At 67.6% G+C, this 15,555-nt stretch carries 20 protein-coding genes; 8 read left to right on the top strand and 12 right to left on the bottom strand.

Features of this window, described 5'->3' with window-relative positions; genetic code table 11:
• Nucleotides 1-106 precede the first annotated feature (106 nt).
• From ccsB to BJQ94_RS01230, 5 genes are read right to left on the bottom strand one after another with little or no spacing between them, the layout of a single operon-like run.
• Complete coding sequence (gene ccsB, locus BJQ94_RS01250) at nucleotides 107-1,063, bottom strand: c-type cytochrome biogenesis protein CcsB (RefSeq protein ID WP_265400724.1); 957 nt, start codon at nucleotides 1,061-1,063, stop codon at nucleotides 107-109.
• Nucleotides 1,064-1,114: 51 nt separating this feature from the next.
• Complete coding sequence (locus BJQ94_RS01245; RefSeq protein ID WP_265400540.1) at nucleotides 1,115-2,803, bottom strand: cytochrome c biogenesis protein ResB; 1,689 nt, start codon at nucleotides 2,801-2,803, stop codon at nucleotides 1,115-1,117.
• Nucleotides 2,787-3,548, bottom strand: a complete 762-nt coding sequence (locus BJQ94_RS01240) for a cytochrome c biogenesis protein CcdA (RefSeq protein WP_265400539.1) — start codon at nucleotides 3,546-3,548, stop codon at nucleotides 2,787-2,789. The genes BJQ94_RS01245 and BJQ94_RS01240 overlap by 17 nt, the downstream gene beginning before the upstream one ends.
• Nucleotides 3,549-3,550: 2 nt before the next feature.
• On the bottom strand, nucleotides 3,551-4,156 hold the full coding sequence (locus BJQ94_RS01235) for a TlpA disulfide reductase family protein (RefSeq protein WP_265400538.1): 606 nt from the start codon (nucleotides 4,154-4,156) through the stop codon (nucleotides 3,551-3,553).
• Complete coding sequence (locus BJQ94_RS01230; RefSeq protein WP_265400537.1) at nucleotides 4,153-4,797, bottom strand: histidine phosphatase family protein; 645 nt, start codon at nucleotides 4,795-4,797, stop codon at nucleotides 4,153-4,155. The genes BJQ94_RS01235 and BJQ94_RS01230 overlap by 4 nt, the downstream gene beginning before the upstream one ends.
• A 64-nt stretch (nucleotides 4,798-4,861) precedes the next feature.
• Here BJQ94_RS01230 and aspS point away from each other — a divergent pair, with 64 nt between their 5' ends.
• Together aspS and BJQ94_RS01220 are read left to right on the top strand one after the other, a co-directional pair.
• Nucleotides 4,862-6,190, top strand: coding sequence for an aspartate--tRNA(Asn) ligase (gene aspS / locus BJQ94_RS01225; protein ID WP_265400536.1), 1,329 nt, complete (start codon nucleotides 4,862-4,864; stop codon nucleotides 6,188-6,190).
• A gap of 174 nt (nucleotides 6,191-6,364) precedes the next feature.
• Nucleotides 6,365-7,048, top strand: a complete 684-nt coding sequence (locus BJQ94_RS01220; protein WP_265399050.1) for a hypothetical protein — start codon at nucleotides 6,365-6,367, stop codon at nucleotides 7,046-7,048.
• A 216-nt stretch (nucleotides 7,049-7,264) separates the two neighbouring features.
• On the opposite strand, the gene BJQ94_RS01215 is transcribed toward BJQ94_RS01220, so the two are convergent.
• Both BJQ94_RS01215 and BJQ94_RS01210 read right to left on the bottom strand, forming a co-directional pair.
• Nucleotides 7,265-7,564, bottom strand: coding sequence for a Dabb family protein (locus BJQ94_RS01215; protein WP_265398927.1), 300 nt, complete (start codon nucleotides 7,562-7,564; stop codon nucleotides 7,265-7,267).
• Nucleotides 7,561-7,830 (bottom strand): glutaredoxin family protein, encoded by a 270-nt coding sequence (locus BJQ94_RS01210; protein ID WP_265398928.1) that lies wholly within the window; start codon nucleotides 7,828-7,830, stop codon nucleotides 7,561-7,563. The genes BJQ94_RS01215 and BJQ94_RS01210 overlap by 4 nt, the downstream gene beginning before the upstream one ends.
• A gap of 52 nt (nucleotides 7,831-7,882) precedes the next feature.
• Here BJQ94_RS01210 and BJQ94_RS01205 point away from each other — a divergent pair, with 52 nt between their 5' ends.
• Nucleotides 7,883-8,602: an HAD-IB family hydrolase gene (locus tag BJQ94_RS01205; protein ID WP_265398929.1), complete on the top strand. Its 720-nt coding sequence runs from the start codon at nucleotides 7,883-7,885 to the stop codon at nucleotides 8,600-8,602.
• Between the two features lie 43 nt (nucleotides 8,603-8,645).
• Here BJQ94_RS01205 and BJQ94_RS01200 read toward each other — a convergent pair whose 3' ends face one another.
• The 3 genes from BJQ94_RS01200 to BJQ94_RS01190 all read right to left on the bottom strand — a co-directional run bounded on the left by BJQ94_RS01200 (nucleotide 8,646) and on the right by BJQ94_RS01190 (nucleotide 9,563).
• Entirely contained in the window at nucleotides 8,646-8,744 is a 99-nt protein-coding gene (locus BJQ94_RS01200; protein ID WP_003792170.1) for an AURKAIP1/COX24 domain-containing protein, read from the bottom strand.
• A gap of 84 nt (nucleotides 8,745-8,828) precedes the next feature.
• Nucleotides 8,829-9,041 (bottom strand): helix-turn-helix domain-containing protein, encoded by a 213-nt coding sequence (locus tag BJQ94_RS01195; protein WP_265398930.1) that lies wholly within the window; start codon nucleotides 9,039-9,041, stop codon nucleotides 8,829-8,831.
• A gap of 63 nt (nucleotides 9,042-9,104) precedes the next feature.
• A complete protein-coding gene (locus tag BJQ94_RS01190) occupies nucleotides 9,105-9,563 on the bottom strand; it encodes a metalloregulator ArsR/SmtB family transcription factor (RefSeq protein ID WP_265398931.1) in 459 nt (152 codons plus the stop codon).
• Nucleotides 9,564-9,700: 137 nt separating this feature from the next.
• Here BJQ94_RS01190 and BJQ94_RS01185 point away from each other — a divergent pair, with 137 nt between their 5' ends.
• Both BJQ94_RS01185 and BJQ94_RS01180 read left to right on the top strand, forming a co-directional pair.
• Nucleotides 9,701-11,083, top strand: a complete 1,383-nt coding sequence (locus BJQ94_RS01185; RefSeq protein ID WP_265399017.1) for a potassium transporter TrkG — start codon at nucleotides 9,701-9,703, stop codon at nucleotides 11,081-11,083.
• Complete coding sequence (locus BJQ94_RS01180) at nucleotides 11,076-11,747, top strand: TrkA family potassium uptake protein (protein WP_265398932.1); 672 nt, start codon at nucleotides 11,076-11,078, stop codon at nucleotides 11,745-11,747. The genes BJQ94_RS01185 and BJQ94_RS01180 overlap by 8 nt, the downstream gene beginning before the upstream one ends.
• A 12-nt stretch (nucleotides 11,748-11,759) precedes the next feature.
• Here BJQ94_RS01180 and proC read toward each other — a convergent pair whose 3' ends face one another.
• Nucleotides 11,760-12,608, bottom strand: a complete 849-nt coding sequence (proC, locus tag BJQ94_RS01175) for a pyrroline-5-carboxylate reductase (protein ID WP_265398933.1) — start codon at nucleotides 12,606-12,608, stop codon at nucleotides 11,760-11,762.
• An 89-nt stretch (nucleotides 12,609-12,697) separates the two neighbouring features.
• Between proC and BJQ94_RS01170 the strand changes: the two genes are divergently transcribed.
• Nucleotides 12,698-13,660 (top strand): cation diffusion facilitator family transporter, encoded by a 963-nt coding sequence (locus BJQ94_RS01170; RefSeq protein WP_265398934.1) that lies wholly within the window; start codon nucleotides 12,698-12,700, stop codon nucleotides 13,658-13,660.
• A 10-nt stretch (nucleotides 13,661-13,670) separates the two neighbouring features.
• Nucleotides 13,671-14,402, top strand: coding sequence for a gamma-glutamyl-gamma-aminobutyrate hydrolase family protein (locus BJQ94_RS01165; protein WP_265398935.1), 732 nt, complete (start codon nucleotides 13,671-13,673; stop codon nucleotides 14,400-14,402).
• Here the strand turns inward: BJQ94_RS01165 and tadA are convergent.
• A complete protein-coding gene (gene tadA / locus BJQ94_RS01160) occupies nucleotides 14,344-14,838 on the bottom strand; it encodes a tRNA adenosine(34) deaminase TadA (RefSeq protein ID WP_265398936.1) in 495 nt (164 codons plus the stop codon). The two genes, BJQ94_RS01165 and tadA, sit on opposite strands and share 59 nt — an antisense overlap.
• A gap of 63 nt (nucleotides 14,839-14,901) precedes the next feature.
• Here tadA and upp point away from each other — a divergent pair, with 63 nt between their 5' ends.
• Nucleotides 14,902-15,534 (top strand): uracil phosphoribosyltransferase, encoded by a 633-nt coding sequence (gene upp / locus BJQ94_RS01155; protein ID WP_265398937.1) that lies wholly within the window; start codon nucleotides 14,902-14,904, stop codon nucleotides 15,532-15,534.
• Nucleotides 15,535-15,555 lie beyond the last annotated feature (21 nt).

Genomic DNA, 15,555 nt, shown 5'->3' with positions numbered 1-15,555 from the left:
GGTTTCGCGATGCGCGGGTCAGGCGCCGCTTCGCGGGTGGCGCGCCACCCGCGGAGCGGCGTGGCACCCGCGCACCGGGATCCGCCCACCCGGGGCGGCGGGGCGGCTACAGGCCGGAGTAGGCGTGCAGGCCCTTGAAGAAGACGTTCACGATGCCGAAGTTGAACATCACGGCGGCGAAGCCGATGATGGCCAGCCACGCCGAGCGCGATCCGCGCCAGCCGCGGGTGGCGCGCGCGTGGATGTACCCCGCGTAGATCACCCAGATGATGAAGGTCCAGACCTCCTTGGTGTCCCAGCCCCAGTACCGGCCCCAGGCACGCTCGGCCCAGATCGAGCCGGCCATCAGGGTGAAGGTCCAAAGGATGAACCCGATGATGTTGACCCGGTAGGCCAGGTTCTCCAGCGTGAACGCCGACGGCAGGGTCGAGAGGAACTTGAGCCGGCCGGGCTTGGCGGTGTCGGCTCGTTCCTCCCGGCGGGACTGCAGCAGCTGCACGAACGACAGCGCGAAGCCGAGCGCGAAGAACCCGGTGCCCAGGGACGCCACGAACACGTGGATGACGAGCCACACCGACTGCAGCGCCGGCGGCAGCGGGGCGACCTCCACGTAGAACTGCAGGGCGGCGATGCCGAGCAGGATCAGGATCAGGCCGGTGACGAAGGTGCCCAGGAAGCGCAGGTCGGCGCGGGTGAGCACAACGAGGAACACCGTGACGATGAGCAAGGTGCCCGTCATCGCGAACTCGTACATATTGGCCCACGGCACCCGCTCGGCGGCGATGCCGCGCAACACCGCGGCCACCAGGTGCAGGCCCCAGGCCAGCACGGTCAGGGACACCCCGACCCGCAGGCTGGCGGAGCGGCCGTACGGCGTCGCGGCGTCGTTGGCGATCCGGGCGCTGATGCGGGTGAGCGTCGTGGTGCCGCCCGCCGCGACAACACCGGCCACCGAGTTCTCGCCGGCAACATCGGCGGAGCCGATCTCTGCCGATCCCACGGCGGAACTGCGCCTGGCCAGGTCGATGGAGTAGGCGATGAACGCCAGCGCGTAGACAGCCATGGCCGAGTACAGGCTGAGGATCGAGAGCTCGTTCAGATTCACTTGTACAGCCTAAGCGGGATCAGCGGTTTTAGGAGCCGGACTTGTGCGCTCAGCAGAGCCGCGCTCGAGCAGGGCGGCGTGCCGGTCCGCGAGGGCCGTCACCGCGGACTCCAGGCCGGGGTCCTCACCGCGGGCGAGTCCGGCGTATTCGAGCCGCACCGACCCATCCGCCTGTTCGATGGCTTTGACCCAGAGCCGGCGACGCGGCACGAACAGCGAGGTGAGTAGCCCGCCGAGCACGAGCACGGCGAACAGGAGCACCCAGCCCTGGGTGGGGTCGTGGTGGATGTCGAACGACGCGAACCGCAGCACCGAACCCGAATAGTCGCCTTCGGCGGCATCCGGGGTGGCGTTCTCGAAGGTCACGGAGCCCAGCCCGTTGGGCAGTTCCTGCGTTTCGCCCGGCTTCAGCTCGAGCGGCTTGATGTCGCTCGTTCGGGTGGCCAGCGGCTCCATCGTGTCGGTGTCGAGGGCATACACCGAGGTGGGTACGCCGTCGTTGAGCCCCAGGTCACCCGCGTACACGTTGAGGGTGAGCACCGGGTACTCGAGGTCGGGGAAGCTGGAGAAATAGGAGCCGGTGGTGGTCTCGTCCTGGGTCGGGTAGAAGAAGCCGACCAGGCCCACCTGCTCGGCCAGGCCGTCCGGCACCTTCACGATGCCCAGCGAGGTGAGGTTGGCGTCCTGCGGCAGGAACGGCACGGAGTCGGTGAACACCACGGTGCCCTCTGGATCCCGCACCGTGATGGTGGGCGCGTAGCCGTTGCCGAGCAGGTAAACGCTGGTGCCGCCGGTGCGGAGCGGGTCATTGACCCGAACCTCGCCGGCCTGGGCGTCGCCGCCGCGCGGGGTCACGGTGACTCCGGCGGTGAAGTCGACGGGCTGGCCGAACGCCTCGAGGTTCTGGGTCTCGTAGCTCACCTCGAAGTCGTCGAGGGTGAGCTTGTAGGGGTCGAGCCCGGTGTCGTTGAAGAACCGGCCGGGGTTGAACGAGTCGTACGCCAACAGCGTGTTCACGAAGGTCTGGCCCTCCACCAGCACCCGCTGGCCGCTGAAGCCGAAACCGCTGCCGAAGCCGACGACCACGAGCAGTCCCACCAGGGCGGAGTGGAACACCAGGTTGCCGGTCTCGCGCATGTACCCGCGTTCGGCGGAGGCCGAGAACTCTGTGGGGCTGTCGAACAGGGCCACCCGGTAGCGGCCCTGTTTGAGCAGGGTGCGGGCGGATGCGACGGCGGTGGCGGCATCCGTGCCCGCCGGGGCGGTGCGGGTGGTGAAGCCGGCCAGCCGGCCGAGGCGCGCGGGGGTCTTCGGCGGCTTGGCACGGAGGGCTTGCAGGTGATGCTTGGTGCGCGGGATGACGCAGCCGATCAGCGAGATGAACAGCAGCAGGTAGATAGAGGAGAACCAAGCCGAGGAGTACACGTCGAACGCCTGGATCTTGTCGAGCAACGGTGCGAGGTCCGGGTTGTCGGTGAAGTACTGGGTGACGCCGTTCGGGTCTGAACTGCGCTGGGGCACCAGGGAGCCTGGCACGGCGGCGATCGCGAGCAGCAGAAGCAGGAACAGGGCCGTGCGCATGCTGGTGAGCTGGCGCCAGAACCAGCGCAGGGTGCCGACGAAGCCGAGCTTGGGTTGGGTGATGCCGTCGCCGGAGGGCGCCGGGGCGGAGTCGATGTGGTCAGATGGCCGGGACATAACTGCCAATCACCCCTTGCAGGTTCAGGAGCCAGGCATTCCACACGCCGCTCACCATGAGCACCCCGATAACGATCAGGAGCACGCCGCCGAACAGGTTGATTGCCCGGATGTGACGCTTGAGAAAGGCTACGGCCCCGGTGGCCCAGTTCAGACCGAGGGCGATGAGCAGGAACGGGATGCCCAGGCCGAGCGCGTAGAACAGCGCGAGCAGGCCGCCCTGCCAGGGCGAGCCGGTGCTGAGGCTGAGCGAGTTGATGGCCGTGAGCGTGGGGCCGGTGCAGGGCGTCCAACCGACCGCGAAGACCGCGCCGAGCACGGGGGCGCCGGCCAGGCCCATCCGCGGCCGCCAGGACGACTTGATGGTGCGTTGCATCGCGCCGAACTGGCCGACGAAGACCAGGCCGAGCAGGATCACGATGACGCCGGCGATGCGGGTGATCAGGTCGCGGTACTGGTTGAGCCAGAAGCCGGCGAAGCCGAACACCACGCCGGTGAGCACGAAGACCAGCGTGAACCCGAGGACGAACAGTGCCACGCCGAGCAGCAGCCGGCTCCGCCCGCGGCGGGCGCTGAGCGCGGAGCCGGTGCGTCCGTCGGCGAACCCGCCGATGTAGGCCAGGTAGCCGGGCACGAGCGGCAGGATGCACGGTGAGGCGAACGAGACGAGGCCGGCCAGCACTGCGATCGGGATCGCCAGGAACAGTTGCCCGCTGAAGACGATCTCACCGAAGGGATTGCCCACGCCTAGCCGTCCTCGGCAATCGTGTCCTTGATCAGGGTTTCCAGGATGGACGGCGAGTCGACCTGGCCGAGGATGCGCGCGGCGACCCGGCCGGAGGAGTCCAGCACCAGCGTGGTGGGCACGGCGTTCGGGGGGATGCTGCCGCTGAAGGCGAGTTGCATGCCGCCGTCGTCGACATCCATCGCCGACGGATAGCTGATCTCGTAGGCCTCGTTGAAGGCGATGGCGCTGGCGGGCTGGTCGCGCACGTTCACTCCCAGGAAGCTGGCGCCCTCGCCGGCGAACTGCTCGCTGATGGTCTTGAGATCGGGGGCCTCTGCGCGGCAGGGGGCGCAACTGGCGTACCAGAAGTTGACCACGAGCACCTCGCCGGCGTAATCGGCGGAGCTGACCGCTGAGCCGTCTTCGAGGGTGCTGTCGAACTCGATGGCCTCACCGCGTTCGTCAGCGGGGATTTCGGTGACACTGCCATCGCCGGCGATGTAGCCCTTGCTGTTGCCTTCCCGATACTGGTTGGCCAGGGAATCGTCGCTCGAGCAGCCGGAGAGGACCAGGGCAGCAACAGCGAACCCGGCGAGGATGGCCGCAATGCGGCGCGGCCGGCTCACACTGCACCCACGTCATTGGCGGGAACCAGCAGGGCGGCGGCAGGGCTCGCGTAGGCGACCTCGGCGGGCACGTTGCCGCGCAGAGTCAGGGTGGTGATGCTGGACAGGTCGCAGCGGCGCTTGCGCGGGTCGTGGGCGAGACGCTCCTTGGCCAGGCTGCGGTGCACCATCCAGATCGGCAATTGGTGGCTGACCAGCACAACGTCACCGTCGTCGACGGAATGGAAGGCGTCATCGATCGCCGCGAGCATCCGGGTAGAGATAGATCGGAACGGTTCGCCCCAGCTGGGCCGGGCCGGGTTGATCAGGCTGGGCCAGTTGCGCGGGTCACGCAGGGCGCCGCCCGGGCCGCGCATCCGCTTGCCCTCGAACCGGTTGGCGGGCTCGATGAGGCGCTCGTCCAGGTGGATGGGCAGGCCGAAGGCCGCCATGATCGGGGCGGCGGACTCCTGGGTGCGCTGCAGCGGCGACGCGATCACCCGCACGACGGGGCGCGCACGCGCGACGAGGTCTGCGGCAGCCGCCTCGGCCATCTGCTGTCCCAAATCGGACAGCCTGAAGCCGGGAAGTCTGCCGTAAAGCACGCGCTGGGGGTTGAAAACCTCACCGTGACGCACGAGATGTACTTGGCTAGCTACCACGCCGTCCAGTCTACGGAGAGGTCACCCGCGAATTCGCCGAGAGCTGTGCGGCTAAACTTGCCGGGTGAATGCTCGCGTACTGATAAAGAACCTTGCCGCCCTCGACGACGGTCTCGTTTCCGTGTCCGGATGGGTCGAAACCGTCCGAGACCAGAAGAAGGTGCAATTCGTCGTTCTGCGGGACGAATCCGGCGCGGTGCAGCTGGTCAATCCGCGCACCACGGATGCCGAGGGTGTCGTCGTCGACGACGAGCCGGCCACCACCATCTCCGGCCTCTCCCAGGGCAGCTTCGTCACCGTGACGGGCCAGCTCAAGCACGACGAGCGGGTCAAGCTCGGCGGCATCGAGATCAAGCTGGCGTCCCTCGAGGTCGTCACCCTGGCGATCCCCGAGACCCCGATCGCGGCGGACTCCAGCCTGGACAAGCGCATGGACTGGCGCTTCCTCGACCTGCGCCAGCCCAAGTCGAACCTCATCTTCCGCATCCAGACCACGTTCGAGCACGCGCTGCGCACGTACTGGATCGAGCACGACTTCATCGAGCTGCACACCCCGAAGCTGATGGCCAGCGCGAGCGAGTCCCGCGCCGAGTTGTTCGAGGTGGAGTACTTCGACACCAAGGCCTACCTCGCGCAGAGCCCGCAGTTCTTCAAGCAGATGGCGCAGTCCTCTGGCTTCGGCAAGATCTTCGAGGTGGGGCCGGCGTTCCGGGCCGACCCGTCGTTCACCAGCCGGCACGCCACCGAGTTCACCAGCGTCGACTCCGAGATCAGCTGGATCGACAGCCACGAAGACGTCATTCAGCTGCACGAGGACCTGCTCGTGGCCGCGTTCACCGCGGTCAAGGCGAAGCACGGCGAGGAGGTGCTCGCGCTGTTCGGCGTCGAGGTCACCGTTCCGAGCACGCCGTTCCCGCGCATCCCGCTGGCCGAGGCCAAGGAGATCGTCAAGAGCCGCGGCTACGAGGTTCCCCGCGACGACGACGACATGGACCCGGAGGGCGAGCGCCAGATCGCGGCGTACGTCGCCGAGACCTACGGGCACGAGTTCGTGTTCCTCACCGACTACGCATCGAGCATCCGCCCGTTCTATCACATGCGCCACGAGGGCGACGCGAGCCTCACCAACAGCTACGACCTGATCTTCAACGGCACCGAGATCTCCACCGGCGCCCAGCGTGAGCACCGCATCGACGTGCTCACCGAGCAGGCCATCGAGAAGGGCGTCGACCCGGCCGAGATCGCTGGCTACCTCGACTTCTTCCGCTACGGCGTTCCGTCGCACGGTGGTTTCGGCATGGGTCTGGCCCGCGTGCTGATGCTGATGCTGCACCAGGCGTCCATCCGCGAGGTCACCTACCTGTTCCGCGGCCCGACCCGCCTGGAGCCGTAACCCGCACCTCCCGCTTCACAAGTCGCGCCTGTCCTCTGGACAGGCGCGATTTTTGTTGCCGTCAATCTTTTTTCCACATCGACCAAACCGTTTCTGCCGGGGGGCCGAACCACCTGCATACCAAGCAACACCAGCAACACCCCGCAGACCATCCCCACAGCAAAGGAACACATCATGCGCAGCTTCACCAAGACCGCACTCGGACTCACCACCGCCGGCCTGCTCGTCGCCGGCCTCGCCGCCTGCTCCACCGAGGCCTCGACGTCGACGTCCTCCTCGTCCAGCAGCTCCAGCAGCAGCTCCGCCGAAGCCACCCCCACCCCCGTCGCCTCCATCCCCAGCCTCACCGGTGTCGACACCGCCGTCCTCCTGGACGCCGACTTCGCCGCCGCCCTCACCAGCCTCGGACTCACCCCCGGCACCGTCGGCACCGCCACCCTCGAAGAAGGCAGCCTCCACTTCCCCATCACCGGCGGCAACGTCGACTACTACGACCCCGCCGAGGACTACCGCCCCTACGTCCAGGGCAACATCGAACACGAAGGCAGCGGCTTCTCCCTCACCGCCGGAGACACCGTCGTCGAACTGACCAACTTCACCATCGACCCCGGCACCTCCGAACTCTTCGGCGACGTCACCGTCAACGGCGAATCCGCCGCCACCCAGGTCCTCCTCTTCAACCTCTACGGCGGAACCCTCAAGCCCCTCCAGATGGACGGCGACAACGCCATCCTCACCGGCACCACCGTGCACATCTCCGCCGAAGCCGCCGGCCTGCTCAACAGCACCTTCAACACCGACGCCGTCGCCGACCAGCTCCTCGTCGGCATCGCCACCATCACCGTCGCCACCAAGTAACACCCAGCACCACCCGAAAAACGGCCGAGCACCCGCTCGGCCGTTTTTTCGCGCCCGCACCCCCGCACCCGCCCCGATGACGACGCGAACCTCCCGCGAGAGCGGGTTAACGGTCACCTCAGCGCTACGAAGCAACCACAACACCGCTCTCGCGGCCGCGGTGCACGATGCGCGGGCAACGGGGCGCGCGACGGCCCCGGACGAGCGCGACCTCGACTAGACGACGAAGTCGACGGCCATCCGCTCGGCGGTGACCGCCTTCACGTAGCGGCCCGCCTCGACGTGGGCCGGATGCACCTGGTAGCGGCCCAGTGCGGCCTCGTCGTCGAACTCGGCGACGAGGGCGATGTCCCAGTTCGCGCCGCCGACCACGTCGGGGCCGATGCGCAGCGTGCGGATCTCGTCGACGACACCGACGAGTCCGCCGAGCCTGGCCGTCATCTGGGCGGCATGCTCGGCCTTCTCTGCGGGGTCCGATGCGGCCAGCTTCCACGACACGATATGCAGAATGGTCATCGAACCTCCAAGAGTGCGGTGTGCAGGCGCACCGGATCGATGCGCCAATAGTTGTGGACCAGCCCATTGATGAGCAGCACCGGGATGTCTTCGACATAGAGCTCGTGCAGCTCCGGGTCGTCGAGGATCGATTTCTCCTCGAGCACCACCTGGGGCGCACCGGGTTCGGCCGCCAGGTCCGTGAGAACCGTCGTGACGACGGTTCTGGCGTCGTCGCAGAGGTGGCACCCCGGCTTGCCGATAAGGGTCAGGTGCGCTGTGGACATGCCCCCAGCCTAGGCCGCCGGGCGACCCCGACCCTGGGTAGACTCAGGCGCAATGTCCGACGAATCCGGCCCCCGCGCGATCGCGTTCTTCGACGTGGACAACACCCTGCTGCGCGGCGCCAGCCTGTACCACGTGGGCGTCGGCGCCTGGCGGCGGCGGTTCATCACCCTCGCCGATATCCTGTCCTTCGGCTGGAACCAGGCCCGGTTCCTGGCGGTCGGGGAAAACGGCATCAACATCGCCAGGCTCCGGTTGCGGGCGATGGAAATCGTCACCGGCCACACCCGTGACGAACTCGTCTCCCTCAGCCATGAGATCTTCGATTCCAGGCTCACCCAACGGCTCTGGCCGGAGACCGTCGCCGTGGCGCACGCCCACCTGCGCGCCGGGCGGGAGGTGTGGCTGGTCACCGCGACGGCCCAGGAGGTCGCCGACGTGATCGCGGAGCGCCTGGACCTCACGGGCGCGCTCGGGACCCGGCTCGACACCGTCGACGGCATCTTCACCGGTCAGATCATGGACGGCATCTGCCACGGCGACCGCAAGGCGGTCGTCGCGCGCGGCCTCGCCGAGGCTCGCGACATCGACCTGACCTACTGCTGGGCGTACTCCGACTCGCACAACGACATTCCGCTGCTCGAGCTCGTCGGCAATCCCGTCGCCGTGAACCCGGATGCGATTCTGCGCCGGTATGCGTCTGCGCGCGGCTGGCCGATCATGCAGATGAAGGTCGCCCAGCTCAAGGCCGCCCACGCAAGCAAAAAGCGCTAGGTCACAGACCTAGCGCTCAGCTCATAAAAACGGTCGAGACCGTCTACTTCTTATTACGACGCTGGTGGCGAGTCTTACGAAGCAGCTTGCGGTGCTTCTTCTTCGCCATACGCTTGCGTCGCTTCTTGATTACAGAACCCACACGGACCTCACAAAGATTTGGTTTAGCCGCGGGATTCGCGACCGACACGAAAACCCCATTCTAACGGATAAAGAAAGTCGTGTCCTACGCACTTGGCGCAATCGGTGGTTCGATGGCCTTCAGCACCGCCGCTTCCGGCACCCGGAAGGAGCGGCCGAACCTGACGGCGGGCAGCTCGCCAGCGTGCACGAGGCGGTACACGGTCATCCGCGAGACCCGCATGAGAAGCGCCACCTCGGCGACCGTCAGGAACCGGGGGTCGTCGAATCGCGCGTCGGAGGAGAGCTCGCGTGACATCGGCGACTCCCTCGGCTGGGCGGGTGTTGGTGCCGCAACTCTAAAACGAAGCCCACCTGATCGCTAGTCGTTCTTGCGCCACTTCTTGACGCTCTTCGTCACGGCCTTGTCCTTGACCACGTGCGACATCTGGAAGGACGTGTCGGCGAACGCCTTGCCGATCGCCGCGGCGAACGCACGCTGCTCGTCCTTGAGAACCTCGGTCTCGTCGGACGCGCCGGGGACCGTGGTGGCCACGTCGATGCTGAGGAACGGGATGAGCCAATCCTCGATCTCCTCCAGCGGTGCGTAGTCGAGGTGGTAGTACCGGTGCTGTCCCTCTTCGCGCACGCCGACCAGCCCGGCCTCGCGCAGCACCTTGAGGTGCTTGGACACCGTGGGCTGGCTCAGCCCGAGCGAGCTGACGATGTCGGAGACACTCAACTCCCCCTGGGCGGCGCTGGACTGGTTGTAGCGCTCGAGGAGAATGCGTAAGATATCGCGTCGGGTCGAGTCCGCCACCACGCCAAAGATGTCTGCCATGCCCCAAGGCTAGTCATTCCCGGTGCGGGTAATATGACAAGTTGTCAGCGACCCACAGGCCAGGCAAGGGGCTTCGAGTGAAAACGCAGGCCCCCAACGTGCGATTCACGCACCATTCCGACACCTGGTACGGCCGGATCCGCGATTCCGTTGACGGTCTGGTGCGCCGGTCTCCGTCCAGATTCGCCCTTCTGGTCTTCACCGCCCTGATCCTGCTCTTCACCCTGCTCTTCTCGCTGCCGATCGCCTCGGCGGGCGACACGGAGACCCCGCTGCACGATGCCGTCTTCACCGCGGTCTCGGTGATCTGCGTCACCGGGCTGAGCACCGTCGACATGGCCACGCACTGGTCGCCGTTCGGCAATGTGCTCGTCGTCGTCGGCGTCAACATCGGTGGCGTCGGTGTGCTCACCCTGGCCTCCCTGATGGGCCTGGTCATCTCCCGGCGCCTGGGGCTGCGCGCCAAGCTCATGGCCGCCAGCGACTCGAACCCGTCGCGCATCCATATGGGGCCGGTCAACGAGGGCCAGGCCGTGCGCCTCGGCGAGGTCGGCAGCCTGCTGCTCACGGTGGCCATCAGCACCCTGGCCATCGAGGCTGCCGTCACGCTGCTGTTGTTCCCACGGATGCTCATCGACGGCGTGCCCACCGGCGAAGCCCTCTGGCAGAGCATCTACTACGCCGCGATGGCCTTCACCAACACCGGGTTCAGCCCGAACGCCGCGGGCATCGACCAATTCGCCAACGACTATTGGTTCCTCGGCGCGCTCATGGTGGGCGTGTTCCTGGGCAGCCTGGGCTTCCCGGTGCTGATGACCTTCGCCCGCAGCTGGCGCAGGCCGCGCCGTTGGTCGGTGCACGTGAAGCTCACCCTGTGGACCACCACCGTGCTGATGGTCGTCGGAATGATCTTCTACATCATCCTGGAGTTCGACAACCCGCTGACCTTCGGCTCGTTGAACGCCGGCGACACGATCTTTCAATCGCTGTTCATGTCGGTGATGACCCGGTCGGGCGGCTTCGCCACCATCGACATCGCCGACCTGCACGGCTCCAGCCTGCTGCTCAGCGACATGCTGATGTTCATCGGCGGCGGCTCGGCGTCCACCGCCGGCGGTATCAAGGTGACCACCCTCGCGGTGCTGTTCCTGGCCGCATTCGCCGAGGCCCAGGGCAAGGAGCAGATGGAGGCGTTCGGCCGCCGCATCCCCAGCGACATCCTGCGTCTGGCGGTCAGCGTGGTGCTGTGGGGCGCCACCACGGTGGCCGTGTCCACCATCCTGATTCTGCACATCTCCAAGCAGGCGCTGGATGTGGTGCTCTTCGATGTGATCTCGGCGTTCGCCACCGTGGGGCTGTCGACGGGGTTGACGGCCGAACTGCCGCCGGAGGGCGTGTACGTGCTGGCCGCCACGATGTTCATGGGCCGGGTTGGTACAGTGACTCTCGCGGCGGCGCTGGCAGCGAGCCAGAGCAGACAGTTGTTCAAACGCCCCGAGGAAAGGCCCATCGTTGGTTGACCGGATCAAGCACGACGCCCCCGTTCTCATCATCGGGCTGGGTCGTTTCGGTGCGGCGACGGCCGGCAAGCTCGACCGGCTGGGCCGCGAGGTGCTGGCCGTGGACAACAGTGAGGCCCTCGTGCAGAAGTGGTCTGAGCGCGTCACGCACGCTGTGCAGGCCGACGCCAAGTCCATCGACGCCCTGCGCCAGATCGGCGCGCAGGACTTCTCCGTGGCCGTCTGCGCGGTTGGTTCTTCGGTCGAGGCCAGCGTGCTGATCGTCGCGAACCTGGTCGACCTCAAGATCCCGCAGATCTGGGCCAAGGCGATCTCGCAGACGCACGGCAAGATCCTCGAGCGCATCGGCGCCAACCACGTGATCTACCCGGAGGCCGACTCCGGCGAGCGCGTCGCCCACCTCGTGTCGGGGCGGATGCTGGACTTCATCGAGTTCGACGACGACTTCGCGCTCGTGAAGATGTACCCGCCCAAGCCCATCCGCGGCCTCAACCTCACCGAGTCCGGCGTGCGCACCAAGCACAACGTGACCGTCGTCGGCGTGAAGAGCCCCGGTCGGCCGTTCTCCTACGCCACGGCGGAGACCGTGGTCTCCGACCACGACCTCATCATCGTCGCCGGCACCGAGAGCGACATCGAACGCTTCGCCGCCCTCGGCTCCTAGTACTCCGGGGTCCTAGGAGGCGGCGAGCTCCCGGGCCCGGGCGAGCGCGGCATCCGTGGCCCGGTCGAACAGGCCCTTGAGGTCGCCGGTCTCGAGCTGCTGCACGGCCCGCTCGGTGGTGCCCTTGGGGCTGGTCACCTGGCGGCGCAGTTCTGAGGGCGTGAGGTCGGACATCGCCAGCAGCGCGCTCGCGCCGAGGAACGTGCCGTTGACCATGGTGGCCGCCTCCGCCGGGGTGAAGCCCTTGTCGATGGCCGTGCGGGTGAGCTGTTCGATCAGGTAGAACACGTAGGCCGGGCCCGAGCCGGAGATGGTGCTCAGCGCGTCGATCTTGTCCTCCGGCACCACGAGCACCTCCCCCACGGTCTCGAACAGCGCCGTTGCCAGCGCCATCTGCTCGGTCGTCGAGCGGGTGCCTGCGCTCAGCCCGGTGACGGCCATGCCCACCACGGCCGGGGTGTTCGGCATCGACCGGATCACCGCGACCCCGTCCGGCAGGTGCTTCTCGAAGGTGGCGATCGTGACGCCGGCGGCCACGCTCACCACGAGGGTGCCGGGGTCCAGGCTGTCGGCGATCTCGGCGAGCAGGTCGGGCACCATGGCGGGCTTGACCGCCACGATCACGATGCCGGCCCCGGCTACCGCGAGACGATTCGCGTTGGGCTCGGTCTCGGTGGCCCAGGCGGTGACGCCGGCGGTGCCGGCCAGCTCGGCCGCTTTGGCCGCCGAGCGGTTGGTGGTGCGGATGCCGCCGGTCACCGTGACGGTGGGCTTGAGCAGGCCGGCCAGGACGGCCCTGGCCATGGAACCTGCGCCCAGGAAGGCGATGGCGGGCAAGGTGACGGGTGTGGTCGAGGTCATCCCCCCAGTGTAGTTTTCGCGCCCGGGTGCGGCCCGTGCTCCTGGCAGCGGGGCCGCAGGACCGCCCCGACGGTTCTAGGATTGTGGGCATGAGCGCATCAGGCGGTAACAGGGCGATTGTGGCTGCACTGCTGGCCAATCTCGGCATCGCGATCACCAAGTTCATCGCGTGGTTCGTCTCGGGGTCGTCCTCGATGCTGGCGGAGGGCGTGCACTCGCTCGCTGACTCCGGCAACCAGATCCTGCTGCTGATCGGCGGTCGCAAGTCGAAGAAGGCCGCCGACATCGAGCATCCATTCGGCTACGGGCGCGAACGGTACGTCTACGCCTTTGTGGTGTCGATCATCCTGTTCTCCGTCGGTGGCGTGTTCTCGATCTACGAAGGCATCGAGAAGCTGCAGAATCCGCACGAGCTGGAGAACGCCTGGCTGCCGATCCTGGTGCTGCTCATCGCGATCGGACTCGAGTCGTTCTCGCTGCGCACCGCGGTGAAGGAGTCCAACCACACCCGCAAGGGTGAGAGTTGGGTGCAGTTCATCCGCCATGCCAAGGCTCCAGAGCTGCCCGTCGTGCTGCTCGAAGACGTCGCGGCGCTCACCGGCCTGGTGCTGGCGCTGTCCGGCGTCGGCCTCACCGTGATCACCGGCGACGCCACCTGGGACGCCCTCGGCACCCTGGCGATCGGTGTGCTGCTCGTGCTGGTGGCCATCGTGCTCGGTGTCGAGACCAAGAGCCTGCTGGTGGGCGAGGGCGCCAGCGTGAAGGATGTCGAGGCCATCAAGGCCGCGATCCTCGCCGGCCCCGAGACCCGCACCGTGATCCACCTCAAGACCCTCTACCTCGGCCCGGACGAGCTGCTCGTCGCCGCCAAGCTGTCCTTCGACTCCAGCCAGCGGTTCGCCGACGTGGCTGCGGGGATCGACACCATCGAAGCCCGGGTGCGCGCGGCCGTGCCCAGCGCGCGGGTGATCTACCTCGAGCCCGACGTGTACATCGACCCGGCCAGCGTGAGCCCTCCGACCGACACCATCGTCATCAAGGGCCGTGAGTGAGCGTGACCGCGTGAGCCGCGTCGCGCTCGTGCTGCGGCACGCCGACGAGATCCACCTCGGCAACCTTGAGCAGGTGCTCCTAGAACACGACTACACGGTGCGGTACGTCGACACTCTCGGCGCCGACGGCGTGCGGGGCATCGACCCGGCCGAGGCCGACTTGCTGGTGGTGCTCGGCGGCGAGATGGGCGCGTACCAAACCGACCTCTTCCCGGTGCTCGCCGACGAAATCGACCTGATCAACGGCCGGATCGAGGCTCGCCGGCCAGTGTTCGCCGTCTGCCTGGGCGCCCAGCTGATGGCCAGCGCGCTCGGCTCGCCGGTCTACCGGGGCCCGAGCAACGAGATCGGCTTCCGCCTCGTGGAGCCCACCGAGGCCGGCCAGGACTCGCCGCTCCGCCACGTCAGTGGCATCCCGATGATGCAGTGGCACAGCGACACCTTCGACCTGCCGGCGGGCACGACCCGGCTGGCGGGCTCCGACGCATACGGCAACGAGGCGTTCGGCATCGAGGACTGGGCCCTCGCCGTGCAGTTCCACCCCGAGCTGACCGCGGAGATGCATGAAGAGTGGCTGGCCTCCTCCGAGGAGGAAGTGCGCGCAGAAGGCCTGGACCCCGACGACCTGCGTCGGGAACGCGCACTGCACTCCGATGCCATGCAGGAGGCCTCCCGTGCGCTGTTCAGCGAGTGGCTGTCGGCCCTGCCGGACGCCGCAGAGGATCCTCGAAGAACTCCCTGAGCAGCAGTCCGCACTCGGCCTCCGCCACCCCGGAGACGACCTCGACCCGGTGATTGAGGCGGCGGTCGCGCAGCACGTCATAGAGCGAGCCGGCGGCCCCGGCCTTCTCATCCCAGGCGCCGAACACCACCCGGGCCACTCGGGCCGCCACGATGGCGCCGGCGCACATGACGCAGGGCTCCAGGGTCACCACGAGTGTGCAGTCGGTGAGGTGCCAGTCGCCGGTCGCGGCGGCGGCCTCGCGGATGGCTACGACCTCGGCGTGCAAGGTTGGATCCTGGTGGAGTTCCCGCTCGTTGCGGCCCCGGCCGATCACCCGGCCCGCCGCATCCAGCACGACAGCACCCACCGGAACGTCCCCGCTGGCCAGCGCGCCGTGTGCCTCGTGCAGGGCCAGCCGCATCCAGGCCGCGTGTTCGTCGCTGTGCCGCACCACGTCACCTCGTTCCTGGCCGCCCCACTAGAGCCGGATGCCCGCGTGAGCTAGTAGATTGAGCCTATGCGAGTCCACGTAGCCGACCATCCGCTCATCACCCACAAGCTCACCGTGCTGCGTGATCAGAGCACCTCGTCGCCGATGTTCCGGGCGCTGGTGGAAGAGCTGATGACGCTGCTGGCCTATGAAGGCACCCGCGGCGTGCGCGTCGAAGAGGTCACCGTGCAGACGCCCGTGTCGATCGCCCACGGTGTGAAGATCAGCGACCCGAAGCCGCTCGTCGTCCCCATCCTGCGCGCCGGGCTCGGCATGCTCGAGGGCATGGTCAAGCTCCTCCCCACCGCCGAGGTCGGCTTCCTGGGCATGGCCCGCAATGAAGAGACCCTGCAGCCCACCACCTATGCCGAGCGTCTGCCGGACGACCTGTCCGACCGCCAGTGTTTTGTGCTCGACCCGATGCTCGCCACCGGCGGCTCACTCATCGCGGCCATCGAGTTCCTCTTCGACCGCGGCGCCGTGGATGTCACGGCCATCTGCATCCTCGCCGCCCCCGAGGGCCTTGCGGCCGTTGAGAAGGCGCTGGCCGGCCGCGAGGTCACCATCGTGCTCGGCGCCGTCGACGACCACCTCAACGAGCACGGCTACATCGTTCCCGGCCTCGGCGACGCCGGCGACCGCCTGTACGGCCTGGTCTAGACCGACAGCGTGACGGGCGTC

The sequence above is a fragment of the Cryobacterium sp. SO2 genome (assembly GCF_026151165.2).
In the GTDB taxonomy this organism is placed as follows: Bacteria; Actinomycetota; Actinomycetes; order Actinomycetales; family Microbacteriaceae; genus Cryobacterium.
This window is presented reverse-complemented; position numbering and strand designations above follow the sequence as displayed.

What these genes read in the sequence shown, in the direction of transcription:
- ccsB (WP_265400724.1), bottom strand. Translation starts at nt 1,063, where the DNA reads ATGGCTGTCTACGCGCTGGCGTTCATCGCCTACTCCATCGACCTGGCC.
- BJQ94_RS01245 (WP_265400540.1), bottom strand. Translation starts at nt 2,803, where the DNA reads ATGTCCCGGCCATCTGACCACATCGACTCCGCCCCGGCGCCCTCCGGC.
- BJQ94_RS01220 (WP_265399050.1), top strand. Translation starts at nt 6,365, where the DNA reads ATGCGCAGCTTCACCAAGACCGCACTCGGACTCACCACCGCCGGCCTG.
- BJQ94_RS01215 (WP_265398927.1), bottom strand. Translation starts at nt 7,564, where the DNA reads ATGACCATTCTGCATATCGTGTCGTGGAAGCTGGCCGCATCGGACCCC.
- BJQ94_RS01210 (WP_265398928.1), bottom strand. Translation starts at nt 7,830, where the DNA reads ATGTCCACAGCGCACCTGACCCTTATCGGCAAGCCGGGGTGCCACCTC.
- BJQ94_RS01205 (WP_265398929.1), top strand. Translation starts at nt 7,883, where the DNA reads ATGTCCGACGAATCCGGCCCCCGCGCGATCGCGTTCTTCGACGTGGAC.
- BJQ94_RS01195 (WP_265398930.1), bottom strand. Translation starts at nt 9,041, where the DNA reads ATGTCACGCGAGCTCTCCTCCGACGCGCGATTCGACGACCCCCGGTTC.
- BJQ94_RS01190 (WP_265398931.1), bottom strand. Translation starts at nt 9,563, where the DNA reads ATGGCAGACATCTTTGGCGTGGTGGCGGACTCGACCCGACGCGATATC.
- proC (WP_265398933.1), bottom strand. Translation starts at nt 12,608, where the DNA reads ATGACCTCGACCACACCCGTCACCTTGCCCGCCATCGCCTTCCTGGGC.
- BJQ94_RS01170 (WP_265398934.1), top strand. Translation starts at nt 12,698, where the DNA reads ATGAGCGCATCAGGCGGTAACAGGGCGATTGTGGCTGCACTGCTGGCC.
- upp (WP_265398937.1), top strand. Translation starts at nt 14,902, where the DNA reads ATGCGAGTCCACGTAGCCGACCATCCGCTCATCACCCACAAGCTCACC.